Origin of the sequence: Aurantimonas marianensis, from assembly GCF_024195285.1 — a bacterium.
GTDB classification, from domain to species: domain Bacteria; phylum Pseudomonadota; class Alphaproteobacteria; order Rhizobiales; family Rhizobiaceae; genus Aurantimonas; species Aurantimonas marianensis.
On the sequence record NZ_JALHBS010000028.1, the window covers coordinates 1 to 24,815 of the forward strand.

General features: G+C 62.8%; 25 protein-coding genes. 11 read left to right on the top strand and 14 right to left on the bottom strand.

Annotated elements, in window-relative coordinates:
* The coding region (locus MJ956_RS04900) for a hypothetical protein (protein WP_253963358.1) at positions 1-434 on the bottom strand (434 nt) is incomplete at its 3' end.
* Between the two features lie 211 nt (positions 435-645).
* Between MJ956_RS04900 and MJ956_RS04905 the strand changes: the two genes are divergently transcribed.
* From MJ956_RS04905 to MJ956_RS04915, 3 genes are all read left to right on the top strand, one after another.
* The gene (locus tag MJ956_RS04905) at positions 646-1,122 is read left to right on the top strand and encodes a peroxiredoxin (protein ID WP_423724799.1); all 477 of its coding nucleotides are present in this window, start codon (positions 646-648) and stop codon (positions 1,120-1,122) included.
* Positions 1,110-1,946 (top strand): ferritin-like domain-containing protein, encoded by an 837-nt coding sequence (locus MJ956_RS04910; protein ID WP_253963360.1) that lies wholly within the window; start codon positions 1,110-1,112, stop codon positions 1,944-1,946. Before MJ956_RS04905 ends, MJ956_RS04910 begins: the two co-directional genes overlap by 13 nt.
* 99 nt (positions 1,947-2,045) lie before the next feature.
* Positions 2,046-3,386, top strand: coding sequence for a M23 family metallopeptidase (locus MJ956_RS04915; RefSeq protein ID WP_253963361.1), 1,341 nt, complete (start codon positions 2,046-2,048; stop codon positions 3,384-3,386).
* Positions 3,387-3,419: 33 nt separating this feature from the next.
* Here MJ956_RS04915 and prfB read toward each other — a convergent pair.
* The 3 genes from prfB to MJ956_RS04930 form a co-directional block, all read right to left on the bottom strand.
* A protein-coding gene (prfB, locus tag MJ956_RS04920; RefSeq protein ID WP_253963362.1) for a peptide chain release factor 2 occupies positions 3,420-4,548 on the bottom strand; the annotation gives its coding sequence in 2 pieces (ribosomal slippage) (positions 3,420-4,478 and positions 4,480-4,548; 1,128 coding nt in all).
* A gap of 126 nt (positions 4,549-4,674) precedes the next feature.
* On the bottom strand, positions 4,675-7,119 hold the full coding sequence (locus MJ956_RS04925) for a penicillin-binding protein 1A (RefSeq protein WP_253963363.1): 2,445 nt from the start codon (positions 7,117-7,119) through the stop codon (positions 4,675-4,677).
* A gap of 169 nt (positions 7,120-7,288) precedes the next feature.
* Positions 7,289-8,572 carry an N-acetylmuramoyl-L-alanine amidase gene (locus MJ956_RS04930; RefSeq protein ID WP_253963364.1) on the bottom strand — a complete coding sequence of 428 codons (1,284 nt, stop codon included), beginning with the start codon at positions 8,570-8,572 and terminating at the stop codon, positions 7,289-7,291.
* A gap of 758 nt (positions 8,573-9,330) precedes the next feature.
* On the opposite strand from MJ956_RS04930, the gene MJ956_RS04935 reads away from it, so the two are divergent.
* Positions 9,331-12,156, top strand: coding sequence for a ribonuclease E/G (locus MJ956_RS04935; protein WP_253963365.1), 2,826 nt, complete (start codon positions 9,331-9,333; stop codon positions 12,154-12,156).
* Positions 12,157-12,270: 114 nt separating this feature from the next.
* Here MJ956_RS04935 and MJ956_RS04940 read toward each other — a convergent pair whose 3' ends face one another.
* Positions 12,271-13,422, bottom strand: coding sequence for a pyridoxal phosphate-dependent aminotransferase (locus MJ956_RS04940; RefSeq protein ID WP_253963381.1), 1,152 nt, complete (start codon positions 13,420-13,422; stop codon positions 12,271-12,273).
* A gap of 136 nt (positions 13,423-13,558) precedes the next feature.
* On the opposite strand from MJ956_RS04940, the gene MJ956_RS04945 reads away from it, so the two are divergent.
* The 6 genes from MJ956_RS04945 (at position 13,559) to aat (ending at position 18,862) form a co-directional block, all read left to right on the top strand.
* A complete protein-coding gene (locus tag MJ956_RS04945) occupies positions 13,559-14,941 on the top strand; it encodes a M48 family metalloprotease (RefSeq protein ID WP_253963366.1) in 1,383 nt (460 codons plus the stop codon).
* 24 nt (positions 14,942-14,965) lie between these two features.
* Positions 14,966-15,748: a DsbA family protein gene (locus MJ956_RS04950; RefSeq protein WP_253963367.1), complete on the top strand. Its 783-nt coding sequence runs from the start codon at positions 14,966-14,968 to the stop codon at positions 15,746-15,748.
* Between the two features lie 118 nt (positions 15,749-15,866).
* Entirely contained in the window at positions 15,867-16,304 is a 438-nt protein-coding gene (gene aroQ / locus MJ956_RS04955; protein ID WP_253963368.1) for a type II 3-dehydroquinate dehydratase, read from the top strand.
* A 30-nt stretch (positions 16,305-16,334) separates the two neighbouring features.
* Positions 16,335-16,826: an acetyl-CoA carboxylase biotin carboxyl carrier protein gene (gene accB / locus MJ956_RS04960; protein ID WP_253963369.1), complete on the top strand. Its 492-nt coding sequence runs from the start codon at positions 16,335-16,337 to the stop codon at positions 16,824-16,826.
* A 10-nt stretch (positions 16,827-16,836) separates the two neighbouring features.
* Complete coding sequence (gene accC / locus MJ956_RS04965) at positions 16,837-18,189, top strand: acetyl-CoA carboxylase biotin carboxylase subunit (protein WP_253963370.1); 1,353 nt, start codon at positions 16,837-16,839, stop codon at positions 18,187-18,189.
* A 4-nt stretch (positions 18,190-18,193) separates the two neighbouring features.
* A complete protein-coding gene (gene aat / locus MJ956_RS04970) occupies positions 18,194-18,862 on the top strand; it encodes a leucyl/phenylalanyl-tRNA--protein transferase (RefSeq protein WP_253963371.1) in 669 nt (222 codons plus the stop codon).
* On the opposite strand, the gene MJ956_RS04975 is transcribed toward aat, so the two are convergent.
* The 4 genes from MJ956_RS04975 to gatB all read right to left on the bottom strand — a co-directional run bounded on the left by MJ956_RS04975 (position 18,802) and on the right by gatB (position 21,871).
* The gene (locus MJ956_RS04975; RefSeq protein WP_253963372.1) at positions 18,802-19,209 is read right to left on the bottom strand and encodes a DUF2155 domain-containing protein; all 408 of its coding nucleotides are present in this window, start codon (positions 19,207-19,209) and stop codon (positions 18,802-18,804) included. The genes aat and MJ956_RS04975 overlap by 61 nt on opposite strands.
* A 184-nt stretch (positions 19,210-19,393) precedes the next feature.
* Complete coding sequence (locus MJ956_RS04980) at positions 19,394-19,774, bottom strand: NADH:ubiquinone oxidoreductase subunit NDUFA12 (protein WP_253963373.1); 381 nt, start codon at positions 19,772-19,774, stop codon at positions 19,394-19,396.
* 103 nt (positions 19,775-19,877) lie between these two features.
* Positions 19,878-20,375, bottom strand: a complete 498-nt coding sequence (locus MJ956_RS04985) for a GNAT family N-acetyltransferase (RefSeq protein WP_253963374.1) — start codon at positions 20,373-20,375, stop codon at positions 19,878-19,880.
* Complete coding sequence (gene gatB / locus MJ956_RS04990; protein ID WP_253963375.1) at positions 20,372-21,871, bottom strand: Asp-tRNA(Asn)/Glu-tRNA(Gln) amidotransferase subunit GatB; 1,500 nt, start codon at positions 21,869-21,871, stop codon at positions 20,372-20,374. The genes MJ956_RS04985 and gatB overlap by 4 nt, the downstream gene beginning before the upstream one ends.
* 52 nt (positions 21,872-21,923) lie before the next feature.
* Here gatB and MJ956_RS04995 point away from each other — a divergent pair, with 52 nt between their 5' ends.
* Positions 21,924-22,082 carry a hypothetical protein gene (locus MJ956_RS04995; RefSeq protein ID WP_253963376.1) on the top strand — a complete coding sequence of 53 codons (159 nt, stop codon included), beginning with the start codon at positions 21,924-21,926 and terminating at the stop codon, positions 22,080-22,082.
* Between the two features lie 38 nt (positions 22,083-22,120).
* Here the strand turns inward: MJ956_RS04995 and MJ956_RS05000 are convergent, their stop codons facing one another.
* The 5 genes from MJ956_RS05000 to MJ956_RS05020 all read right to left on the bottom strand — a co-directional run.
* Positions 22,121-22,363: a hypothetical protein gene (locus tag MJ956_RS05000; protein WP_253963377.1), complete on the bottom strand. Its 243-nt coding sequence runs from the start codon at positions 22,361-22,363 to the stop codon at positions 22,121-22,123.
* Between the two features lie 24 nt (positions 22,364-22,387).
* Positions 22,388-22,684 (bottom strand): chorismate mutase, encoded by a 297-nt coding sequence (locus tag MJ956_RS05005; protein WP_253963378.1) that lies wholly within the window; start codon positions 22,682-22,684, stop codon positions 22,388-22,390.
* A 46-nt stretch (positions 22,685-22,730) separates the two neighbouring features.
* On the bottom strand, positions 22,731-24,212 hold the full coding sequence (gatA, locus tag MJ956_RS05010; RefSeq protein WP_253963379.1) for an Asp-tRNA(Asn)/Glu-tRNA(Gln) amidotransferase subunit GatA: 1,482 nt from the start codon (positions 24,210-24,212) through the stop codon (positions 22,731-22,733).
* Positions 24,212-24,679, bottom strand: coding sequence for a GNAT family N-acetyltransferase (locus tag MJ956_RS05015; protein WP_253963380.1), 468 nt, complete (start codon positions 24,677-24,679; stop codon positions 24,212-24,214). Before MJ956_RS05015 ends, gatA begins: the two co-directional genes overlap by 1 nt.
* Positions 24,680-24,685: 6 nt before the next feature.
* A partial coding sequence (locus tag MJ956_RS05020) for an Asp-tRNA(Asn)/Glu-tRNA(Gln) amidotransferase subunit GatC (RefSeq protein WP_253963382.1) occupies positions 24,686-24,815 on the bottom strand: 130 nt, incomplete at its 5' end.

The window sequence follows — 24,815 nt, forward strand, 5'->3', positions numbered from 1 at the left end:
AGACCCGCAAAGAGGTCTTCCGGTACGAACGCCTTGCCGGATCGCAGATTGTCGAGGACGGACGGGTCAATACGCACCGTATCGACCGAGACCCGATCGACGGCGAGCCGCCCACCAAGCAGCGCGCCGAGTCCGATACCCGCCCGGACGCTGCCTGCCGTTCCGACGGCCTGCCCGGTCCGCCGATCCCTGATCGCGATGTCGGAAAAGCGGATACCGAGGGTTCCCGCCGGACCGAATCCGACCCGCTGGCGAGCGAACTCGACCGAGAAAGCGGGACCCACGAACGCCGAGACGATGCGTTCGGTCTGCCAACGCAACAGGTTTTCGCCTTGTTCAGTCCATAGCAGTGCGCTGACGGCGACGCCGAGCGCCAAAACAACGAATATGGCGAGGCTACCAAGCCCGGCGATGATCCGAATTGAGGTTTTCATGGGCCGATCACATGCGCGCCGAAGGAAGCGCGCACTGCCGCCACCCATTCCAACGCGAAAAGAAGCTCATTCCTCGCTCCTGAAAATGCGCCGATGACGGCATGGCTCCTGCGACGCTATAGAGATATTGATAAAAAACTCTGGCGGCCAAGCTTCACAAACCGCCCGGTGGTCTATTTCAGGGGCCCCTGATCTCGAAAAGGACGACATGATGGCACTTGCAGCCGGCGATCCCTGTCCTGAATTTCGCTTGCCGGATGAAAGGGGCGAAATCGTCTCCCGCGATGATCTGAAAGGCACGTCATTCGTCCTGTATTTCTACCCAAAGGACGATACGTCCGGTTGCACGGCTGAAGCTCTCGATTTCTCGCGGCTGAAGGGCGAATTCGATTCGCTTGGTGTGCCGGTGCTCGGTGTCTCACCCGATACGGCCAAAAAGCATGGCAAATTCAAGGACAAGCACGATCTGACTGTCCGCCTGCTCTCGGACGAGGAGAAGTCGCTGCTCGGCGCTTTTGGGGTTTGGGTCGAGAAAAGCATGTATGGGCGTCGCTATATGGGAGTCGAACGCACCACGGCGCTGGTCGGTTCGGACGGTAAGATCGTCCGGCTTTGGCCGAAGGTGAAAGTGCCCGGCCACGCCGAGGAGGTGCTGGAGGCGGCGCGCCAATTCGCATGCGCGACATGAACGAGGCTTGCAAGAAGCCCTCGACGCTTCGGCAAGCGGCCATTGAAGCGCTGCGTGAAAGCGATCTTGATGCCAAGGTGGAGCGCACTAACAGCGCCTGCCGCCTCTGGTTCGCGCGCCGGATCGGCCTGCACGCTCCTGGAGATCCTGTGCTGCCAGATCGACCTGGCCGCCCGGCGGAACCGATTCTGGTTTCGCCACGCATGGTCAAGCGGCGCTCCGTGCATACGGTTGAAGGCCGCATCGCGCTGATCCACGCGCTCGCCCATATCGAACTGAACGCCATCGATCTCGCGCTCGACATCGTCGCCCGCTTTACCATCGAGGCAGTGCCGCGCTCGTTCTTCGATGGCTGGATGACAGTCGCGCTGGAAGAGGCCAAGCACTTCCGCCTGTTGGCGCGCAGGCTGGAAGCCCTCGGCACCCACTACGGCGCCCTGCCCGCCCATGACGGATTGTGGGAGGCCGTCGAAGCGACTTCGCATGATCTCGGCGCGCGCCTTGCCGTCGTCCCGCTGATCCTCGAGGCGCGGGGCTTGGATGTAACGCCCTCGCTGCTGGAAAAGCTCCAAGGAATTGGCGACGCCCACACGGCGGCCATCCTGGAAATCATCTATCGCGACGAGAAGAAGCATGTGGCGATCGGCGCCAAGTGGTTCCGGTTCCTCTGCGCGCGCGCGAGGTGCGATCCCGCCGAGCGTTTTCAAGAACTCGTGCGCGCCAGTTTCCGCGGCCAGGTCAAGGCGCCTTTCAACGATCGCGCCCGCTCGGAGGCAGGGCTGACCCCGACCTTCTACCGCTCGCTCTCACCGCTTTCCAGCTGAACCCGAAGGCCACGCTATACGGCAAAGGATCGTTAACCTTAATCAGGTCTAATCAGCTCGTCGATGAGGGCGTTTCGCGCTATCAACGAGGAACGGGAAATGGCGGCGAGCAAGCACAGACGGACCTTTGGGGAGCACCGCGAGCCTCACACCATCATCATCGCACGCGGCGGGCAGGTCCGCCATTTTACCGTGGGGCGCCGGTCGCTTCTGCTCGGAACGGCCTTTGCGAGCCTTGTCGTGTTGGCTTCGGTCGCGGCACCAACGTGGCTCATCATGCAGGACGATATCGCGGCGCGGCTGACGGCGCGTCAAGCCCAGATCCGCCAGGATTACGAACAGCGGATCGCATCGTTGCGTTCGCAACTCGACACGGTCACCAGCCGGCAGATGATTTCGCAGAAGATGGTCGAGACAAAGGTCGACGTGCTTCTCGATCAGCAGGAAGAGCTCAGCGCCCGCTACGACAAGCTGCGCCCTTTGTATGAGCGCGCCCAGGAGGTTGGAGTCGCCTCCGCACCGATTCCCCTGCCGACGCCCAATCCCCGGCTCGCTATTGCAGCGCTGCCGATCGGAACGCTCGATTCGCTCGTCGATGAGGGGGTCAGTGAGCCGGTTTTGCCGCCACCGGCGGTTATTGTCGATCCGATCCGTACAGGCTCGGTCGGTGAACGAGCCGCTTTCACAGCCGGATTGCGCCCATCCTCGGCCGCGCCCGTCGAACCGACCAGAAAGACCCAGCTCGCCGACGCGATGATCCGCGAGGTCGGACGCTCGATCGACATCGTCGAACTGCGCCAGATCGAACATCTACAGAGTATGGCGGAGACAGCCCGAACACGAACGCTCAAGATCGCGGCGGCACTGAAGGCGGCCGGGATCGATGTTCCGGAACTCGATGAGCATGATACCGCTACCGGTGGTCCGTTCGAGCCTGTGCCCGTGGATTATGATTTCGACGAATCCTACGCCGAACTCGATACGGCCCTGGCGTCTTTGCAGAAGGTCCATTCGGTGGCGGCAACCTTACCGATCTCGGAGCCGCTGCCCGGCAGCCGCCTCTCCAGCTCGTTCGGAATTCGGTCCGATCCCTTTCTCGGACGGCGCGGATTGCACTCCGGAGATGATTATGCGGCGGCGACAGGCACGCCGGTTCCTGCCACCGCGCCGGGTACCGTTACCAAGGCCGGCCGCGCCGGCGGCTATGGCAACTTGGTCGAAATCGACCACGGCAACGGCATTACCACGCGCTACGCCCATATGTCGCGGGTGGACGTCGCGGTGGGCCAGACCGTGGCGAAAGGCACCAAGATCGGCGAAGTCGGCAGCACCGGCCGCAGTACCGGCCCCCACCTTCACTACGAAGTGCGGCGCGCCGGCCGGGCCGTCGACCCGGCGCGATTTCGGCGCATCGGCCTAAGGATCGAGGCGCTCAGTTGACCGGCGGCTTTACCCCGCCCGTCCATCCTGATCTCAGGCGATATCCTCGACTTCCACGTCGCTCCCATGAACGCGATGGGCCAATGCCGCTTCCATGAACTCGTCGAGATAACCGTCCAGGACGTCTTGAGGTGACGTGCTCTCCACCCCGGTCCGCAAGTCCTTCACCAGCTGATACGGCTGCAGGACGTAGGACCGGATCTGGTGACCCCAACCGATATCGGTCTTCGACGCAGCCTCGGCACTCGCCTCTTCTTCCCGCCGTTCGAGTTCGGCCTCGTAGAGCCGTGCGCGCAGCATGTTCCACGCAGTTGCGCGGTTCTTGTGCTGTGAGCGCTCGCTCTGGCACTGGACGACGATACCAGTGGCGTTATGCGTAATGCGCACGGCCGAATCGGTTGTGTTGACGTGCTGCCCACCGGCCCCTGACGCGCGGTACGTGTCGATACGCACGTCAGCCTCGGAAACGTCGATTTGGATCGTATCGTCGACCACCGGGTACACCCATACGGACGCAAAGGACGTGTGTCGCCGCGCCTGGCTGTCATAGGGCGAAATTCGAACGAGGCGGTGCACGCCCGACTCTGTCTTCATCCAGCCATACGCGTTGTGCCCTTTGATCAGCAGCGTCGCCGACTTGATACCCGCCTCTTCGCCCGGGTGCTCCTCGAGCACCTCCACCTTCATCTTCGAACGGTCGGCCCAGCGCATATACATGCGCAGAAGCATGGCCGCCCAGTCCTGGCTTTCCGTGCCGCCGGCACCGGAATGGACTTCGACGTAGGTGTCGTTGGAATCGGCCTCGCCGGCCAGCAACGCCTCGATCTGCCGTTTGTCGACCTCTGCCCGAAGTCCTCGGATCGCCTTCTCGGCTTCAGTCACGATCTCCGAATCGCCCTCCTCCTCGCCCATTGCGATGAGTTCGACGTTGTCGCTGAGCGATTGGTCGAGGCGCTTGATGGAGCTGACCGCTTCATCGAGATGCTGACGCTCGCGCATCAGCTTTTGTGCCTCCGCCGCATCGTCCCATATCGAGGGATCTTCCGCCTTCTGGTTCAGATGATCGAGGCGCTTGAGGGATTGATCCCAGTCAAAGATGCCTCCTCAGCAGACTTATGGCCTGCTTGATTTCGTCGACCATTGTCTCGATCTCGGCACGCATGCCGCAATCTCCTGATTCGCTGGTGATTTGAATGCGGCCTCGACGACCGCCGGGACGCTTTGCGCAAGGAAAAGGGCGGTGAGCCCGCCCCTGTCGCGCGTCTATAACGCCGATGGCGGCTCTTGACTAGAACAGCCCACCGGCGCCCTGGACGATCGCCTGTTCGGCTTCCTGCGAGACTTCGCCAGAACCGAAACCCGACGCGACTTCATCCATGCCAATCACCTCATAGGCATCGGACGGGCCGGTTCCGGGCTTGAACGCCTCCATGATCACATCGGGTCCAGAGCCGCTCGCGCGCATGCCGGTTTTGCGGTTGACGGCGATGAGTTCCATGCCCTCCGGAGGCTGGAATTCAATCGGCTTGCGGTCTTTCAAAGCCTCACGCATGAAATCGATGAAGACGGGGGCAGCCATTCCGCCGCCGGTCGCCCCACGGCCCATCGGCTTCGGATTATCGTAGCCGAGGAATACGCCAGTGACTATGTCCGGCGTAAATCCAACGAACCAGACGTCCTTCTCCTCATTGGTCGTCCCGGTCTTGCCGGCGATCGGAACGCCGAGTTCCCTCACCTTGGTCGCCGTGCCGCGCTGCACGACGCCTTCCATCATCGAGGTGATCTGGTAGGCCGTCATCGGATCCAGAATCTGATCCCGCTCGTCGATCAGCTCCGGTTCGGCCTGGCCGTCATATCGGGGCGCATCGCATGACGGACATTGGCGCTGATCGTGCTTGTAGATCGTGCGTCCGTACCGGTCCTGGATGCGGTCGATCAGCGAGGGCTCGAGCGAACGCCCGCCATTGGCAAGCGTCGAATAGGCCGACACCATTCGCAGGACGGTCGTTTCGCCCGCGCCGAGCGCCATCGGGAGATAGGGCAGGAGCTTGTCGTAAACCCCGAATCGCTCCGCGTATTCGGCGACGAGCTGCATCCCCATATCCTTGGCCAGACGGACCGTCATGAGATTGCGGCTTTTTTCGATTCCGAGCCGCAGTGTCGACGGACCGGCCGAGCCACCTCCGTAATTGGACGGCTCCCAGAAACCGCCATTACCGTCGGGCAGTGAAATCGGCGCGTCGAGAATGACTGACGCGGGGGTGTAGCCGTTGTCGAGTGCCGCCGCATAGACGAATGGCTTGAATGACGATCCGGGCTGCCGATAGGCCTGCGAGGCACGATTGAATTCCGATTCGGCGAACGAGAAACCGCCGACCATGGCCAATACGCGGCCCGTCTGCGGTTCCATCGCGACCAGCGCACCTTGGATATCCGGCGGCTGGCGGAGCCGATAGCCCTCGCCCTCGGCTACCTTCTCCACATAGACGACGTCGCCGCGCGACAGGACATCCGAAGCCGACTTTACAGTGCCATCGCGTTCCGTGGTGTTCAGCCGCAGCGCCCACTTCATGTCGGCGAGCGCGATCGTGCCGACGTCCCGCTTCGGGCCGAGCGCACCGGAAACTTGGCGCGCCGGCTGAAGTCCAATGCTGATCCGGTCGGCCTCCGTCGCGAGAACCACCGCAAGGCGCCACTCGGGGACGTCGGCGAGCGGCTCGATCTTGCCGAGCGCCGGGCCCCAGTCGCTGCCGATATCGATCCGCGTCACGGCGCCCCGATACCCACGCGCCTCGTCGTATTTGATCAGTCCCTGCTGCAGCGCGGCGCGTGCCTCGGCCTGCAACCGCGGATCGAGAGTCGTCCGAACCGACAACCCGCCCTCGTAAAGGGCATCGACGCCGTAGCGCTGGATGATTTCACGCCGGACATCCTCGGTGAAATATTCCGCTGCCGCCAGATAGGTGTCGGACGAGCGCGGATTGACGCCCAGCGGCTTTTGCTGAGCCTCGGCGGCCTCGGCGTCGGTGATGACCTGGTTCGTGGCCATTTGATCGATGACCCAGTTTCGGCGCTCGAGCGCCTTGTCGGGATCGCGGAACGGGTTGTAGTTCTCCGGTGCCTTGGGCAGCGCGGCGAGATATGCCGCTTCCTCGATCGTCAGCTCGCTGACCGGCTTGTCGAAGTAGGCCAGCGACGCTGCCGCGATGCCGTAGGAGCCAAGGCCGAGATAAATCTCGTTGAGATAAAGCTCGAAGATCTTATCCTTCGAATAGGCCTGCTCGATGCGCAGCGAAAGAATCGCTTCCTTCACCTTGCGATCCAACGTGCGTTCGTTCGTCAGCAGGAAATTCTTGGCGACCTGCTGGGTGATCGTCGAAGCACCCTGCATTCGCCCGCCCTTGGCCAGGACCACAACGGCACGGGCGACACCTTCGATGTCGACACCCGGATGCTGGTAGAAGTTCTTGTCCTCCGCCGATAAAAATGCGTTCTTGACGAGGTCCGGGATCGCCTGGATCGGCAGGAACAAGCGGCGTTGGCGCGCATATTCGGCCATGAGCGAACCGTCCGATGCGTGAACCCGCGTCGTCACCGGCGGCTCATACTTGGCCAGAACCTGATAGTCCGGCAAATCCTGCGCCATCTTCTCGACGTACCAGGCGAACCCACCCGCCACGATCAGGAAGAAAATAGACCCAATTCCGAAGAAATAGCCGAGCAGTCTAATCATAAAAACTCCGTCCGCCCCAGATGCTGCACGCCGGTTCGGTCTCCTACCCGATGATGGTGCCGACTGGCCATCCGACAGGTCTATAAATACGGATTGGGACAATAGTCTGCCCGGACCCGCATTCACTCAATGAGCCTTGTTGCTCGGCAATTACGGCAAGGCCGTGAACTCAATCGGCTTTCAGCGGGTCAATTGCGGTCGTCGTTGTCGATTTATCACATTCGCCGGAGGGCGTGCAGCGTTCTCGATCCTCCTCCTGTTCTCCCCCGAAAAAATTCATCACCGCTTCCGCCGTGGCCTTAGCCACAACTTCGCGCCAGGCCTCATCCTGCAGGAGCTTTTCGTCCTGACGATTGGATAGGAAACCGAATTCGACAAGGACGGAGGGAACATCCGGCGCTTTCAGAACCTTGAACCCCGCTGACCGCTTGGGTCGATTGATCAGCCGGATGTTGCGCGTGGCCAGGTCCTCGACGAGCGATGACGCAAAGTGCTCCGAAAAGCTGACCGTTTCCCGGCGCGTCAGATCGAGCAGAATGTCGACGACGTCCGGTTTTTCCTGCTGCCACTCCTCGCCGGCAAAACGGTCGGAGGCATTTTCCGAAGCCGCGATCTGCCGAGACAACTCGTCCGACGCCATTTCCGAAAGCGTATAGACCGTCGCCCCACGCAAGTCAGATTGGCGAATGGAATCGGCGTGGATCGAAATGAATAGATCGGCCTGCTCCCGACGGCCGATGGCGGCTCGCTCATCCAGCGGAATGAAGGTGTCGTCCTCTCGCGTCAAAACCACTTTGACGCCGCCCTTGGCGAGCAGGGCGTCGCGCAGTGCGAACGCCAGTTCGAGATTGACCGCCTTCTCGTGGGTGCCGGACCGCGACACCGCACCGTTGTCGATACCCCCATGGCCCGGATCGAGCACGATGGTCAGTTGCCGTTCGGGCTTCCCCGCGTTCTGCTTCGAATCAACGGCAACGGGGGATGCGCCCGGTGTTTCGACGGACGCCACTTGCTCGTGCGCCGCATCCGACGGCTGTATCGACAAGACAATGACCTGCCCGTCCGACCGTTCTTCGGTTCGGATCGCGGCGAATGCCTGCCGCTTGAGGCGAAAGATGAAACGATAACGGTCGCTCGAGACGAGCCCGTGGCGGATGCTGTCCACGAGGCTATTGTCGGGAGGCGCCGCGATCGCAGCGGCCGAAAGTGTATTGATGAAGTCGACCGCGATCCGATCGGGATTGGCAAGCCGCAGAATCCGGGTTTGAGGGTTGCCTCGCAGGACGAAGGACGCGGTATATCGACTCTGGCCAGCGCTCTGATTCATGCCGGTAATGACCATGTCGCGAGCGCTCGCCTCCCCCCGCCAGGCAAAGATCGCAAGCAGCGCCAATGCCGCGACCGGCAGCAATCTCCGGCAGCCGGAAACCAGTGTTTGGACGAAGCGTGTCACGCACCTCGATCCAGCCGCTGCTCCCATTCGATAATCCTCATTGCGCTTAGCCGACGCGGAATCGATCTTCGATTCACCCTCGCCTGGTCGAACGTCATAAAGATGATCAGACTGGGGCGGAAGCCGCGTCGGACATGACTATGCTTCTGTGCGCACCGTCGCCCGCGCCTGAAGACCGGGCAGAATTTTTGTGCTTGTCATCGGCTAGAGGCCAAAGCTTGCGTCGGACTTGGCAGAAAGATGCGGCGCTGCGGGACGTTGCGATAGTCCCCTTGTTTCTTGCCCTCAGCCGGCATAAAAGCGCAGACGAGGCTGACTATGACGGGAGGACCGTGTCGTCGTCGGGTCGAAAGCGAAACCGCCAATGGACGCCAGTGTCCGATTGCAGCGGTTGCGGCACTTGGATCCTTGACGGCATCGACACCGGTCATCAGCTTCTCGGAAGATTTTCAATCGATACTGGAGTGCAGCTCCAGGCGATTTTCCAACGATGCGGATGCGCCCTGTTCGAAACAGCAGCCGATCCGCGCGTTTCGTCGGCCGCTACAGCGGCTATCCAATTGTTGCGGGTCGTGATTTGTCCTCAGCCTCCATCCATAGCCCGACGCTCATCGCCAGCCCTTTATGGGTCGGACGGTCGTCGCCGCATGGAGAGGAGCGCCAGCGCATCACGTCCCTTACGGGCTCGCGCCCCACCGTCGTCCGGCAGGCTTCACAGGCCTCGCCACGACGCGGCGCGAGCGCCCGGGAGTCCATTCATGGCAAACAAAATGCTGATCGACGCGTCCCACCAGGAGGAGACGCGAGTCGTTGTCGTCCGCGGTAGTCGGATCGAGGAGTTCGATTTCGAATCGGAGCACAAGAAGCAGCTCAAGGGAAATATCTATCTGGCGAAGGTGACACGGGTCGAGCCGTCACTGCAGGCCGCGTTTGTAGAATATGGCGGCAATCGCCACGGCTTTCTTGCCTTCAGCGAAATCCATCCCGACTACTACCAGATCCCCAAAGCCGACCGGCAGGCGTTGATCGACGAAGAACTCGCTCGCGTCCAGGAGGAAGAGGACGAGGCCGACGAGCCCAGCCGAGGCCGTAGCCGGAGAGGCGCGCGTAACAAGGCGGCCGAGCGCAGCGACGAGGAAAGCATCTCCGAGACCGTCGGGACGGAGAACCGCGAATCCGTGTCGGGTGAGGCGCGGGAACCGTCTGAAGACCGGGATCAGCCCGACATGGACGCGACCGGGACGCCTCGAGACGAATCGGCTGGTGACGCCGCGGCCGAGGCGGAAACCGAGGAAGGTATCGATTCCCGCGCGGATTCCGACGGCGGCGATTCGGACGGCGGTGACGAGCCGGCCTCGGGCCGGTCGACACGCGGTCGTCGCGGCAGCAGCAGGGCGCGGCGCGGTCGCGGCCGCTCGTCAGGCGAGGATGACGCCCATGAGGAGGCGAATGGCGAGGAGTCGGAGCAGATCGACGAGATCGGCTCCGAGGACGCGATGGAAGAAGTGCCGGTTCGCCAGAGCCGTCCGCGCCGCCAATACAAGATCCAGGAAGTCATCAAGCGGCGCCAGATTCTGCTCGTCCAGGTGGTCAAGGAGGAACGCGGCAACAAGGGCGCTGCGCTGACCACTTACCTGTCCCTGGCCGGCCGCTATTCGGTTTTGATGCCGAATACGGCGCGCGGCGGCGGCATCTCCCGCAAGATCACCAACGCGTCCGACCGCAAGCGTCTGAAGGATGTCGTTCGCGATCTCGACGTGCCGAAAGGCATGGGCATCATCCTGCGCACGGCCGGCGCGAACCGGACGAAGCCCGAGGTCAAGCGCGACTACGAATATCTCATGCGGCTGTGGGAGACCGTACGCAATCTGACCTTGTCCTCGATCGCGCCGGCTCTGGTCTATGAAGAAGGCAGCCTGATCAAGCGATCGATCCGCGACCTCTACAACACGGACATCGACCAGATCCTCGTCGCCGGCGAGGCCGGCTACCGTGAAGCCAAGGACTTCATGCGGATGCTGATGCCAAGTCAGGCGAAGGTCGTGCAGCCCTACCGGGACCCGACGCCGATCTTCGCCCGTCAGGGCATCGAGTCGCAGCTGGAAAAGATGGTTCATCCGCATGTCACGCTGAAGTCCGGCGGGTACATCATCATCAACCAGACCGAGGCATTGGTCGCCATCGACGTCAATTCGGGACGCTCCACGCGCGAGCACTCGATCGAGGATACCGCGTTCCAGACCAATATGGAGGCGGCCGAGGAAGTCGCGCGGCAGCTCCGTCTACGCGATCTTGCGGGTCTGATCGTCATCGACTTCATCGACATGGAGGAAAAGCGTAACAACCGGGCGGTCGAGAAGAAGATCAAGGATTGCCTGAAAAGCGATCGGGCACGCATTCAAGTCGGTAGCATCTCGCATTTTGGCCTTCTGGAAATGAGTCGCCAGCGCATCCGCGCCAGCGTGCTCGAATCCACCATGCAGCCCTGCCCGGTCTGCGAAGGCGCCGGCCACATCCGTTCGGCTTCCTCCTCCGCGCTGCATGTTCTGCGCACGATCGAGGAACACCTCCAGAAACATTCGAGCCACGACCTGATCGTCAGGATCCCGACGGCTACCGCCCTCTACGTTCTCAATGAAAAGCGCCAGCGGATCGACGAGCTGGAACGCCAGTACGGCTTGCGCGTCGTCCTCGCGGCGGATGAGGGCGCTGGTCATCAGAGCATCACTATCGAACATGGCAGCGAGGCGGAGAAACCGGCGATCGTCTCCGACGTCGTCAACCCCGAGTCGGTAGCGGCAGCAGAGATCGATGCATTGGATGAAGCAGCTGACGAAGAGGCTGCCCGCAAGTCGCCTGAAACTGTCGAAGAGCCCGGCGAGCAGCCCGACTCCGATAGTTCGGACGGCGGCAGGCGCAGACGCCGCAGGCGGCGCAAGCGGCGGGGCGAAAGCGACGACGAGATGGTTTCGGCCGAAAGCGATCAGTCCGAGTCGGAGACCGATGGTGACGCCGATGATGATTCGACGGGCGAGGATCATTCCGCGGGCCGAAACGAGGATGATTCGGATCGGGGACGCAAACGCCGACGCCGCGGTCGGCGCGGCGGCCGTCGCAATCGTGACGAGACCGGTGGCGCGGACGATGGGAACGAGGCGGGTGGCGATGCTCCGCAAGAGATCCGGCCCGTAGCCGCCGAAGAATCCGGCAATATCATTGCCGTGCCGCCGGTTGAGCCCGCGCCGTCGGCGGCGCTCCAACCAGTCGTTATGGATGCGGCCGGGGGGGCGGATGTCATGTCCGACACGGCGGCCGACGAGGACGCGGGGCAAGAGGCGGCGGTTGCTGCGTCGGATCCGGTCGCGGAAGCCTCTCCGTTTGGAACGCGGGAAGCCGGACCTGGCGAGATGGAGGACCAGGAGACGGCCTCGCCGGCCGCCGCGGCCAATGACGATGTGCGCGAAACTCAAGGCGGGGAGACCGTTGAGCCGGTTGTGACATCCAGTGGCACGACGAAGGAATCCGGCGACACCGCCGAGAAGCCGCGGCGTACCGGCTGGTGGGCGCGGCGCTCTTTCTTCTGAGCCTTGGCGGCGCGGCACCCCTATCGCACTTTGCCATACACGGCACGGATTCAAGCCAACGGGCGGCCCTCGCAAGGGGCCGCCCGTTTCTGTTGGCGAGCGAGGCTGTCATATCTACCGGGGGGAATTCGCCGCGATCCGATCCAGAGCTTCGCTGAGCGTCGCATTGTCGCAGGCATAGGATAGCCTAACGAATCTCTCGCCGCGGCGCGGATCGAAGTCCGTGCCGGGCGTGATCGCGACATGGCAGTTTTCGAGGATGGCCCTAGCGAAGGCGGTAGAACTCGTCTCACCCTCCGGGATGGCCGCATAGGCATAGAAAGCGCCGTCGATCGGTGCGATGTCGCGGAAGCCGAGCGCGGGAAGACGATCGATCAGGAGATCGCGGTTGTGTACATAGCCATCGCGAACCCGGTCTAGTTTGTCTCGCGCGTCGAACACGGCCGTTGCGGCAACCTGGGAAAGCTCCGGTGCGGAGATATAGAGGCTCTGTCCGATCCGCTCGGCCGCGCGCGTCAGGTCCGGCGGCAGCACCAGCCAGCCGATCCGCCAACCGGTCATGCAATAGTATTTCGAGAAGGAGTTGACGACGATCGGCCGCTGCGAGAATTCGAGCGCCGTCGCCTCCGCCTTGCCGTAGGCGAGGCCGTGATAGATCTCGTCTGAAATGAAGCGGATACCCTGCGCATCAGCATATTCGACCAGACGACGCAGTTCCTCGCGCGGTGTCATCGTGCCTGTCGGATTTGCTGGACTTGCCACGAGGACGCCAGCAATCGACCCGGCCTCGTGCGCGCTGCGCAGATGCTCGGCCGTGAGCACGTATTCGGTTGATCGATCAACCTCGATTTCGACCGGGATCAGGCCAAGCGCGCGCAGGATGTTGCGATAGGCGGGATAGCCGGGCGCGGCGATGGCGATTCGATCGCCGGGATCGAAGGCGGCGAGAAAGGCCAAGTTGAAACCGGCCGAGGAGCCGGTCGTAACCATGATCCGGTCGGCGGCGAGCGACTGGTCGTAAGCCTCGGAATAATGCCGCGCGATCCTTTCGCGCAGATCGCGCCGGCCGAGCGCATCCGTATAGGCGATGCGGCCATGCTCGAGCATGTGCCGCGCCGCGGCGCGCGCGACCGCTGGCGCCGGCGCCGCCGGTTGTCCGACGGCCAGTGAGAGGACCGAATCGCCTTGCGCGATCATCCGGTTTGCCTCGGCCAGCACGTCCATGGCGCGAAACGGATCGATATCCGATCGCCGGGATGCCGTCATTGTGAGCAGGTCGGACACTGTTTCATTCCTGTTTCGCCTCGAATTAGCCGGATTGGGATGCCGGAAACGGGGACTTCAGGCCCTTGATCCGACGAGGATATCCGATTGAATGGCCGGGTTTGGAAGAGGACCTAGCATGAATTTGTCGCCCCGCCGCCTGTCAGCACGTCTGACCTCGATAGCCGTCGCCCTTGCCGTCGCCCTTGCCCCGGTCGCGGCCGAGGCCGCACGCAGCGAAAAAGCCAGCCTTCCCCTGGTCCGGGACGCGGAAATCGAAGCGCTCATTGGCGATTACGCGCGGCCGATCCTCAAGGCGGCGGGGTTGTCCCGCTCGGGCATCGAGATTGTTCTGGTGAACTCGGGGAGTTTCAACGCCTTCGTCGCCGGTCGACGGATCTTCGTCAATACCGGAGCGATCACGGCGACCGAGACTCCCAACCAGTTGATCGGCATTCTCGCCCACGAGATCGGGCATCTGGCGGGTGGCCACCAACAACGCCTGCGCCAGCAACTGGAACGCGCCAAGACGATCGCCATCGTCGCCGGACTGCTCGGCGCTGGCGTCGCGGTGGCCGGTGCGTCTTCGGGCGCGCGCGGCGCGACGCAAGCTGGCGCCGGCCTGATGGCCGGCGGCGGCGCTCTCGCCCGACGAGGTCTGTTCAGCTATCAGCGCGGCGAGGAATCGACCGCCGACCGGGCCGCGCTGACCTATTTGCGAAAGACCGGTCAGTCGGGAAAAGGGCTTCTGGAGACCTTCGAGACCCTCGATCGGAACAGTCTTTTCGCCGGCGGACGTTCGGGCAATTATCTTTCGTCGCATCCTTTGCCGCGCGAGCGCATCGCGGCCCTGAAGCAGGTCGCGCGGGAAAGTCCCGATTTCGACCGCCCGGATTCACCGGCCTTGGCTCAGCGGCATGACCTGGCGCGGGCCAAGATCGCCGCCTATACCGGGGGAGCGTCCGAGGATCGGCGGCTGTTCTCCCGCAATCCGCGCGGTCTGGCCGCACTATACGGTGACGCCATCGCCACGCACCTGTCCGGTTCACCAGCAACAGCGCTGCAAAAGATCGATGCGCTGATCGAGGCCCAGCCCAATAGTCCGTGGTTTCATGAGATGCGCGGCGAGATTTTGATGAATTCCGGACGCTGGCAGGAATCGGCGGCCGCGTTCTCCAAGGCCGTCAAGCTCGACAAGAGCGGCTCGGGCCTCCTCAAGGCCCAGGTTGGGCAGGCGCTCGTTATTGGCGGGGATCGCTCGCAAATGGACAAGGCGGTGAGGTTGATCCAGTCTGGCCTGCAGAGCGACCCCGTCAACGCCGTCGCCTACCGGTTTCTCGCCATGGCCTACGGTCATCTCGGTGACGTCGGTCGTGCGGAGCTTGCCACCGCGGAGGGCTACTGGCACGCTGGATCATTCCGCCAGGCGAAGATTTTCGCGACGCGCGCCCAGCAGAAACTGAAGTCAGGCTCGCCGGCATGGCTTCAGGCCCAGGACATCATCTCGACCCCAATCCGCTGACGATCCGGAAGGAAACGCCCCCTCGTGACCAAGATCAAGCTCCTCGCCGCCGCGCTTGCGATCGCGTTCGCCGCGCCTGCCAGTGCCCAGCAAATGAGCGCCCCCAAACCGGCGCAAACGTCTTTCGACGAGTCCGAGAGCCGGGCTATCGAAGAGATTGTTCACGATTACCTGGTGACCAACCCGGAGGTTCTTCTTGAGGTGATGGACGCGCTGGAGACCAAGCGATCAGCGCAGCAATCGGCCTCCCAGAAGAAAGCGATTGCCGAAGCGGGGCCGGCACTGTTCGAAACGCCCGAAGGCACTGCCCTCGGCAATCCCGAGGGAGACGTGACCGTCGTCGAATTCTTCGACTACAACTGCGGTTTCTGCAAACGGGCGATGGCGGACATGGACGCGCTTATCGAGAACGACGCGGATGTGCGTTTCATCCTCAAGGAGATTCCGGTCCTCGGCCCGCAGTCGCTCGAAGCCGCGACGGTCAGTCTGGCATTCCGTGAACTCGCTCCCGAAAAATATGCCGCGTTCCATCGTGAGCTACTGGCCGGAAGGGGTGTTGCCGACGAAGCAAAAGCGTTGACGGTGGCGGCGGAATTGGGCATCGGCGAGGACCAGCTGCGGCCGGTAATGGGCTCCGCCGCCGTCAAGGCGGCTCTGCAGGAAGCGGATCAACTCGCCAATAACCTGGGGATCAACGGCACGCCGTCCTACGTCATCGCGGACAAGGTGCTGCCTGGAGCCGTCGGAGTAGCGGATCTGGCCGCCACCATCGCCAATGTTAGAAAATGCGGCAGTGCGAGCTGCTGAATCCTTGGGATGACGAGGAAACGCGATAGCTGGCGCTTTCCCCGCGCCACCTATCGCACTATAGGGGTTTGCAAGCCGTGCGGGCGCCGTACGTGATTGTTGAACCCCTCGAGGATCGATGACCCCTACGATCTACATCCTCAACGGACCCAATTTGAACACGCTCGGCCTCAGAGAGCCCGAGATTTATGGGTCTGCGACCCTCGCGGACGTTCAGACCCGCTGCGAGGCGGTGGGGTCGGAAGCGGGATTCGAGATTGTGTTCCGGCAATCGAACCATGAAGGCGAATTGGTCGAATGGATTCATCAGGCGCGGGACGCTGCCGCCGCGATCGTCATCAATGCCGGTGCCTATACGCACACGTCTCTGGCGATCCATGACGCTCTCCGTTTTTTTGGCAAACCAGTCGTCGAGGTCCATATCTCCAATATTCATTCGCGCGAGGAAATCCGGCACAAGAGCCTGATCGCTCCGATCGCGGCCGGCATCATCGTGGGGCTCGGGCCGATCGGCTACGAGCTCGCCATCACCGCACTCAAAGCACGTCTTCGATAAAAGCGAGCCCGAAGGGGCCGAAGGACCGGAATGTCGAACGCAGAAAACAATGTGGACCCCGCCCTCGTTCGCGAGCTGGCGACAATCCTGGACGACACTGACCTCACCGAGATCGAGGTCGAGCACGGTTCGCTTCGCGTCCGGGTGTCGCGCCAAAAGGACTATGTGGTCGGTCATCCGCAACCGCTGACCTCCGCTCCATCACCCGATTATGGCCAGCCAGCCGCTCCGGCGGCTTCGCAATCGGGCGCCTCCCCTGTCAATACGCCAGCCACGACAGGCCCGGAACCCGGCACGGTTCCTTCCCCCATGGTCGGCACCGTTTATCTCTCCTCGGCCCCTGGCGCCCGGCATTTCGTCGAAATCGGCCAGCAGGTAGCGGAAGGCGAAACGTTACTGATCATCGAAGCGATGAAGACGATGAACCAGATACCGGCGCCGCGAGCCGGCAAGGTCGTCAAGATCCTGGTCGAAAATGCCCAGCCTGTGGAATACGGCGAGCCGCTCGTCGTGGTCGCTTGAGGGGCACGGGATGGTCAAGAAGGTTCTGATTGCCAATCGCGGCGAGATCGCACTGCGAGTCCTGCGCGCCTGCAAGGAGCTCGGCATCTCGACGGTCGCGGTGCATTCGACGGCCGACAATGCGGCAATGCATGTGCGTCTTGCCGATGAGAGCGTGTGCATCGGGCCGCCGCCGGCGCGCGACAGTTATCTCAATATTCCCCAGATCGTCGCCGCCTGCGAAATATCGGGGGCCGACGCGGTTCATCCCGGCTATGGCTTCTTGTCCGAAAATGCTCGCTTCGCTGACATCCTCGACGCCCATAACGTTACTTTCATCGGCCCGACCGCCGACCATATCCGGATCATGGGAGACAAGATCGAAGCCAAGCGAACCGCCAAGCGCCTTGGCATCCCGGTCGTCCCCGGTTCGCCGGGTGCGGTGACCGATGACGGCGAAGCACTGAAAATCGCCAACGGCATCGGATTTCCCGTGCTGGTCAAGGCGTCCGCGGGAGGCGGCGGACGTGGCATGAAGGTCGCGCATTCGGCCAGCGAGCTTTCCAACGCGCTGGCGACCGCCCGGTCGGAGGCGGGAGCGGCCTTCGGAGACGACGCGGTCTATCTCGAGAAATATCTGGAGAAGCCCCGCCATATCGAGGTGCAGGTCTTTGGCGACGGGGCGGGCAATGCAATTCATCTCGGCGAGCGTGACTGCTCGCTGCAGCGTCGTCATCAGAAGGTTTGGGAAGAGGCGAACTCGCCCGCCCTCGACGACGCGCAACGAGCGAAGATCGGCGGCATCTGTGCTGACGCAATGTCGGAGCTTCGTTACCGGGGCGCGGGAACGATCGAGTTTCTTTACGAGAACGGCGAATTCTATTTCATCGAAATGAACACCCGTCTCCAGGTCGAACACCCCGTGACTGAGGCGATCACCGGTCTCGACCTCGTACATGAACAGATCCGTGTGGCAAGCGGTCAGGGCTTGTCCGCGAAACAGTCCGAGATCCAGTTTGCCGGTCACGCCATCGAATGCCGGATAAATGCCGAAGATCCGAAGACTTTCTTCGCGCCCTCACCCGGCCAGATCACTCATTATCATATGCCCGGCGGATTGGGCGTTCGGGTCGATTCCGGGGTCTATCAGGGTTACACGATACCGCCCTTCTACGACAGTCTGATCGGCAAGCTGATCGTGCATGGCCGCAACCGTACCGAATGCATGATGCGGCTGCGCCGGGCGTTGGACGAGATCGTCGTCGATGGCGTCAAGACGACGCTGCCGCTGTTCCGTGACCTGGTCGACAACCCAGACATCGGCACCGGCGACTACGACATTCATTGGCTGGAAAAATATCTCGCCGCGAAAGCAACGAACTGACGTCATGGTTCGGCGCGGCGGACAGCGGTTCGAGATCACGCCAAACATTCTGCTCAAGGCCTATGCCTGCGGGATCTTTCCGATGGCGGAAACCGCCGAGGATCCGGGCATCTTCTGGATCGACCCGACCGAGCGCGGGATCTTGCCGCTCGACAGGTTTCACCTGTCCCGGAGCCTGCGCAAGGCGATCCGGCGCACTCCGTTCGAGATCCGCGTGGACACCGCCTTTCCGGCCGTTGTCGACGGTTGTGCCGAGGCGGCCCCCGGCCGATCGCAAACCTGGATCAACGACCAGATCCGATCTCTCACCCTGTCACTATTTCGCGAGGGCTTCGCGCATTCCGTCGAGGCCTGGGAGGGTGAGGAGCTGGTCGGGGGACTCTATGGGGTTTCGCTCGGCGCGGCCTTCTTCGGCGAGAGCATGTTCGCACGCCGGACCGACGCATCGAAGATCGCCCTCGCCTATCTCTGGGAGCGGCTCACGCGCGGTGGCTACCGGCTCCTCGACACCCAATTCCTGACCGACCATCTCGCCTCCTTTGGCGCGGTCGAGGTGCCTCGCGACACCTATCAAGTGCTGCTCGCGGAGGCGGTTGCTGAAGACGCAACCTTCTACCCCTCGGGAGCGGGAACGGCCGAATCGGTCTTACAGCTCTTCAGCCAGACGTCGTAAACCGGGTGCTCGACGGCGTTGAGGCCGGGGGAATCGGCGAACATCCAGCCGGAAAAAATCTGTCGGATATCGCGCTGCAAGGTGATCTCGTCGACCTGCACGAAGGCGTCGGTCTTGGCGACCTGCCCCTCGGCGCTGCTGTAGCAGACCTTGGGCGTCACCTGCAGCGCGCCGAACTGGACCGTCTCATCGATATACACATCGAAGCTGGTGATCCGGCCGGTAATCTTGTCGAGGCCAGAAAACACCGCGACCGGGTTCGAGACGCGTTCCTGCGCCGCTGCCGGCGAGAAACCCAAGCCAAAGGTCGCCACCAACAAGATCGAACCCAGAATACGGTTGTTCATCAAATCTTCCTCGACGTGTCGAAATCCGCCATCCCGACATGATCGCACCACTCTGTGCCAGACGATTGCGGCAAAGAATTGAGACGACGAAACCAGCGCGATGTTTCCGACGCAGGGCAGACCGGGAAAAACGGCCGGTAGCGGTCCATCGGCGGTCGCGATGGACAAGGCGCCTCGCCGGCAATTACGGCGTCCAGGCGTCGTAATCTCCGGTGACACGCGGACGCTCCGCCGGATTGAGCAGTGATCCCTTCGGCCGGTAGGCCAAGGCGGTGCCGGTATGGTTCGGCTGGTGCGGCTTCTGCCAGTCACGCGGAACATACTCCTCACGCGACGGCGGGGTATCCACCCGATGGTGCATCCACCCATGCCAGCCGGGAGGAATGGCCGAGGCCTCCGCCGGACCGTTGTAGATCACCCAGCGCTTGGAGTCGTCCGCGTTCTGGTAGTAGACATTGCCCAGATGATCCTCGCCGACGCTCCGGCCGAACCGCCAGGTGAAAAACCGGGTGCCGATCGTCTGACCGTTCCACCAGGTGAAGATCTGAAGCAGCCATTCCTTCATGGGATCTCGATCCGTCTCGATGTCGGCCGTCGCGAGGCGAGCCGTCGCGATTCGGGCTCGTTATGCTGCGGCCGGGGAGAAATGTCCACCCGGCCGCAAGTTGTCAGGTCAGCCGCTTTTCATAGACCGCAGCGGGGATTCCCGATGTGTCGTCACAGCAATTGGCGGTCGATCCCACACACGCGAACCCCGCGCTCCGGTAGAAGCGGATTGCCGGTTCGTTGGCCTCCTCGACTTCGAGCCGCAGCCGGTCGGCTTGTGGAAAACAGCCCTCGATTTCTCTGAGCAGGCTCCGGCCGATGCCGGCCCGCTGGCAGCCGGGGCGGACGTAGAGCTGGTGCAGGACAACCGCCCTGCCTTCCCCGGCGGCGGCGAAGGCCATTCCATCGAGACGCTCGCCATCGTCGGCGACGAGGAACTCGGAATTCAGCCGCCCGAGCCGGGGCTCCAGCGCGTCGACCGAATGCCATGAGGCGGTGAGTTCGGACACTCTCGCCGCGCCATAGATGCCGTCATAGGTCGCGTGCCAGGTCTCGCGAAGCAGATCGCTGATCGCCTGAAGATCACGCGGCGTGGCCGTGCGAATGAAGAACGGCGTCATTCGAGCCCGAGCTTGGCCTTGACCAGCGCGTTGACTGACTGGGGGTTGGCCTTGCCGCCGGTCGCCTTCATCACCTGGCCGACGAACCAACCGGCCATCGTCGGCTTGGCCATGGCTTGGCTGACCTTGTCCGGGTTGGCAGCAATCACCTCGTCCACCGCCTTTTCGATCGCGCCGGTGTCGGTGACCTGCTTCATGCCGCGCTCTTCGACAATCTGCCTGGGATCGCCGCCCTCGTTCCAAACGATCTCGAACAAGTCCTTGGCGATCTTGCCCGAAATCGTTCCTTCGCGGATCAGGTCGAGGATGGTGCCGAGCTGCTCGGCCGAGACGGGCGTCTCCTCGATGCTCTTGCCGGCCTTGTTCAATGCACCGAGCAAGTCGTTGATCGTCCAGTTGGCGGCCTGCTTGGCATCCCGTCCCTTGGCGACCTTTTCAAAGAAGTCGGCAATCGCCTTGTCCGACACCAGGATGGAGGCGTCGTAAGGCGACAGCCCGGCGTCCTTGATCAGCCGGCTCTTCTTGTCGTCGGGGAGCTCGGGCAGTTCCTTCAGCAGCGCGTCGATATAGGCTTGGTCGAACTCCAGCGGCAACAAGTCCGGATCGGGGAAATAGCGATAGTCATGCGCGTCTTCCTTCGTGCGCATCGCCCGCGTCTCACCCTTGACCGGATCGAACAGCCGCGTCTCCTGGTCGATGCTGCCGCCGTCCTCGATGATCGCAATCTGACGGCGGGCTTCCGCTTCGATCGCCTGGCCGACGAAGCGGATCGAGTTGACGTTCTTGATCTCGCAGCGGGTGCCGAAGGCGCCTCCCGGACGGCGCACCGAAACATTGACGTCGGCGCGCATGGAGCCTTCGTCCATGTTGCCGTCGCAGGTGCCGAGATAGCGCAGGATCGTGCGCAGTTTGGTCAGATAGGCCTTCGCCTCGTCGGCCGAGCGCATGTCGGGCTTCGAGACGATCTCCATCAGCGCCACGCCCGAGCGGTTCAGATCGACGAACGACATGGTCGGATGCTGGTCGTGCATCGACTTGCCGGCGTCCTGTTCCAGATGCAGCCGCTCGATTCCAACCTCGATCTCCTCGAACTCGCCTTTCGAGTTCGGTCCGACCGAGACGCTGACGACACCCTCGCCCACGATCGGATCCTTGAACTGCGAGATCTGGTAGCCCTGCGGCAAGTCCGGATAGAAGTAGTTCTTCCGGTCGAACACCGAGCGATGCTTGATCTCGGCCTTGAGGCCAAGGCCGGTTCGGACCGCCTGGCGCACGCACTTCTCGTTGATCACCGGCAGCATGCCCGGCATCGCCGCGTCGACGAGGCTGACGTGATCATTCGCCTCGCCGCCATATGCGGCGGACGCGCCAGAAAACAGCTTGGCTTCCGACGAGACCTGGGCGTGAACTTCCATGCCAATGACGATTTCCCAGTCGCCGGTCGCTCCGGAGATGAAGTTCTTGGGATCGGGCGTGCGGGTGTCGACGAGGGTCATGGTCGGCTTTCACAAAGATGCGCGGGTCGCAAACTGGCTAGAACAATCGCCTGTGCGGTTCAAGCTTGGTAGGAGTGAAACGCTCACGGCTCGGCGCGCGAACGATGGGGTCTGGCCGGTCGACCTTTTGTGGACGAGCGAGGACAGTGTGAGCCTGCTGAAACTCAACATCGAGACGGCGCTGGGCCGTATCTATCGCGGCGTCAGATGACCGGCAGAAACGCTGCCCAGGTCCTTTGCGACCTCCAGTCAACCACGCGCCCCAAGCGCGTCAACGATCGCGGCTCGCTCTTCCTCGATGCTTCCCGCTGCGGGCTCGCGTCCGGCGCGCGCGTACCAATAATGGGCGTTGTCGAGATCACCTTCGATGCGATGTAGATGCGCGTGTATCCAGGCGGCCTCGGCAGAAGAATCGCTCTGGACGATTTTGTGGGCGAGGTTCCAGTCACCGCTTTGCAAGGCATCGATTGCGCGTTCAGTCAAAGAGGCCATGCTCGCAGCTCCCTGCCGCTTCCGTCACCGGGTAAGCAATGATTTTTCCACGGCGATCGCAGCTCGCACCAAGCGCTCCCAGAACCTACCGTAGAGATTTGGGTCCAGACCGCGCTCGGCCGCATGGGTTCGGGCGTTGAATATCACTTCATCCACACGCTCCGGCACATCCGCCGGAATATTCGCTTCGCGCTTGATATCGGCCGCCCGCCGGATGTAGCGCATCCGTTCGGCGAACAAGTCGAAGATTTCGCCGTCAAGCCGGTCGATTTCGGCCCTCAACTCTTCCATCGAGTCACAGTCGGTCGGTTGACGCCTCATCGTCTGTCCGCGCCTTTCCCTCGATCGCCACCCTCGCCATTCAATTCTACCACCACTTGGCCGGCTCGAACCGTCCGGCCGCCCGCTCGATCACCGATCCGAGCGCGAACAGTGTTTCCTCGTCGAACGGCCGGCCGATCAGCTGCAGTCCCAGCGGCAGCCCTTCATCCGTCAGGCCGGCCGGCACCGCGATGCCCGGCAAACCGGCCATGTTCACGGTCACGGTGAAGATATCGTTCAAATACATTTTCACCGGGTCCGAGGCCATGTCCTGGTCGGCGATGCCGAAGGCCGCCGAGGGCGTCGCCGGCGTCAGCAGCGCGTCGATGCCATCGGCGTAGACGGTCTCGAAATCGCGCTTGATCAACGTCCGGACCTTCTGCGCGCGCAGGTAATAGGCATCGTAGTAGCCGGACGAGAGCACATAGGTGCCGATCATGACGCGGCGTTTGACCTCGCGGCCGAATCCCTCGGCGCGGGTCTTCTCGTACATATCCGCGATGTCTTTGCCCGGCACCCGCAGCCCGTAGCGCACGCCGTCATAGCGGGCGAGGTTCGACGACGCCTCGGCCGGCGCGACGATGTAATAGGCCGGCAGCGCGTATTTCGTATGCGGCAGCGAGACGTCAACGATCTCGGCGCCAGCGTCCTTTAGCCAGGCGATGCCCTGCTGCCACAGGGTTTCGATCTCGCCCGGCATGCCCTCGACCCGGTATTCCTTCGGGATGCCGATCCTCAGCCCCTTCACCGAACGGCCGATGGCCGCCTCGTAGTCCGGCACCTCGCGGTCGACCGAGGTCGTGTCTTTCGGATCGACGGAGGCCATCGATTTCAACAGGATCGCCGCGTCGCGAACGTCGCGGGCGATCGGTCCGGCCTGGTCGAGCGAGGAGGCAAAGGCGACGGTGCCCCAGCGCGAGCAGCGCCCATAGGTCGGCTTGATACCGACGGTGCCGGTGAAGGCGGCCGGCTGGCGGATCGAACCGCCGGTGTCCGTCGCCGTCGCGCCGGCACAAAGATGCGCCGCCACCGCCGCGGCCGAGCCGCCGGACGAGCCGCCGGGCACCAGGTCGAGGTTGGAGCCCTTCTTCCGCCAGGGGTTCTTGACCGGGCCGTAATAGGACGTCTCGTTCGACGAGCCCATGGCGAACTCGTCCATGTTGAGTTTGCCGAGCATCACCGCGCCATCGGCCCACAGATTGGCCGTGACGGTGGATTCGTAGCGTGGGTTGAAGCCGTCAAGGATATGGCTGCAGGCCTGGGTGTGGATACCCTCGGTCGCGAACAGATCCTTGATGCCGAGCGGAATGCCTTCGAGCACCCCGCCCTCGCCCTTGGCCAGACGCGCGTCGGAGGCCTTCGCCATGTCGCGCGCCTTGTCGGCGGTCACCGCGACATAGGCGTTGAGCGCGCCATTGGCCTGGTCGATCGCCGCCAGATAGGCGTCGGTCAGTTCGACGGCGCCGATGTCCTTCGACGCCAGCTTGCCGCGCGCTTCCGCGATGGTCAGTGAAGTCAGATCATTCATCAGGTCAGGGTCTTTTCATAAAAGCAATTGTAGGCGGAATCCGGATAATCGAGGACGGGACCGCGAGGCGTAAAACCCGAGCGCTCGTAGAGCGCCCACGCCGGTTCGAAGCCGGCGGTCGACCCGGTTTCGAGAACCAGGCGGGCAAGGCCGAGATCGCGGGCCTTGGCTTCGATCGCCCGCAGAACCTTCCAGCCCGCACCGGTGCCGCGCACGGCTGGTGTCGTGAACATTCGCTTGACCTCGCCAAGCGTCGCGTCATGCACTTTCAAAGCGCCGATGCCGACCGCTTTACCAGTGTCGTCGCGCACGACAAACACGGTGGTATCCTCATCCGCCATCTGTTCGGCCGTCAGCTGGAATTGAAACTCCGGCGGTGACAGCGGTTGCAGATAGCCATCGAGGCTGGCGACCAGCGTCCGCACCTCATCCTGGAGCGGCGATTCCACCGCGATCGTGAGGGCCATCACCCGCTATTCCACCACCTTCGGCACGACGAAGAAATGGTCGTCGCTCACCGGTGCGTTGGCAACAATATCGTCCGCCTTCGCCCCGTCGGTGACGGTGTCGGCGCGCTTCTTCATCGCCATTGGGATCACCGAG

Bases quoted from the DNA above. Each gene is read 5' to 3' on its own strand.
- MJ956_RS04905 (WP_423724799.1), top strand. From the start codon at position 646: ATGGCACTTGCAGCCGGCGATCCCTGTCCTGAATTTCGCTTGCCGGAT.
- MJ956_RS04910 (WP_253963360.1), top strand. From the start codon at position 1,110: ATGCGCGACATGAACGAGGCTTGCAAGAAGCCCTCGACGCTTCGGCAA.
- MJ956_RS04915 (WP_253963361.1), top strand. From the start codon at position 2,046: ATGGCGGCGAGCAAGCACAGACGGACCTTTGGGGAGCACCGCGAGCCT.
- MJ956_RS04925 (WP_253963363.1), bottom strand. From the start codon at position 7,119: ATGATTAGACTGCTCGGCTATTTCTTCGGAATTGGGTCTATTTTCTTC.
- MJ956_RS04935 (WP_253963365.1), top strand. From the start codon at position 9,331: ATGGCAAACAAAATGCTGATCGACGCGTCCCACCAGGAGGAGACGCGA.
- MJ956_RS04940 (WP_253963381.1), bottom strand. From the start codon at position 13,422: ATGACGGCATCCCGGCGATCGGATATCGATCCGTTTCGCGCCATGGAC.
- MJ956_RS04945 (WP_253963366.1), top strand. From the start codon at position 13,559: ATGAATTTGTCGCCCCGCCGCCTGTCAGCACGTCTGACCTCGATAGCC.
- aroQ (WP_253963368.1), top strand. From the start codon at position 15,867: ATGACCCCTACGATCTACATCCTCAACGGACCCAATTTGAACACGCTC.
- accB (WP_253963369.1), top strand. From the start codon at position 16,335: ATGTCGAACGCAGAAAACAATGTGGACCCCGCCCTCGTTCGCGAGCTG.
- accC (WP_253963370.1), top strand. From the start codon at position 16,837: ATGGTCAAGAAGGTTCTGATTGCCAATCGCGGCGAGATCGCACTGCGA.
- aat (WP_253963371.1), top strand. From the start codon at position 18,194: ATGGTTCGGCGCGGCGGACAGCGGTTCGAGATCACGCCAAACATTCTG.
- MJ956_RS04975 (WP_253963372.1), bottom strand. From the start codon at position 19,209: ATGAACAACCGTATTCTGGGTTCGATCTTGTTGGTGGCGACCTTTGGC.
- MJ956_RS04980 (WP_253963373.1), bottom strand. From the start codon at position 19,774: ATGAAGGAATGGCTGCTTCAGATCTTCACCTGGTGGAACGGTCAGACG.
- MJ956_RS04985 (WP_253963374.1), bottom strand. From the start codon at position 20,375: ATGACGCCGTTCTTCATTCGCACGGCCACGCCGCGTGATCTTCAGGCG.
- gatB (WP_253963375.1), bottom strand. From the start codon at position 21,871: ATGACCCTCGTCGACACCCGCACGCCCGATCCCAAGAACTTCATCTCC.
- MJ956_RS05000 (WP_253963377.1), bottom strand. From the start codon at position 22,363: ATGGCCTCTTTGACTGAACGCGCAATCGATGCCTTGCAAAGCGGTGAC.
- MJ956_RS05005 (WP_253963378.1), bottom strand. From the start codon at position 22,684: ATGAGGCGTCAACCGACCGACTGTGACTCGATGGAAGAGTTGAGGGCC.
- gatA (WP_253963379.1), bottom strand. From the start codon at position 24,212: ATGAATGATCTGACTTCACTGACCATCGCGGAAGCGCGCGGCAAGCTG.
- MJ956_RS05015 (WP_253963380.1), bottom strand. From the start codon at position 24,679: ATGGCCCTCACGATCGCGGTGGAATCGCCGCTCCAGGATGAGGTGCGG.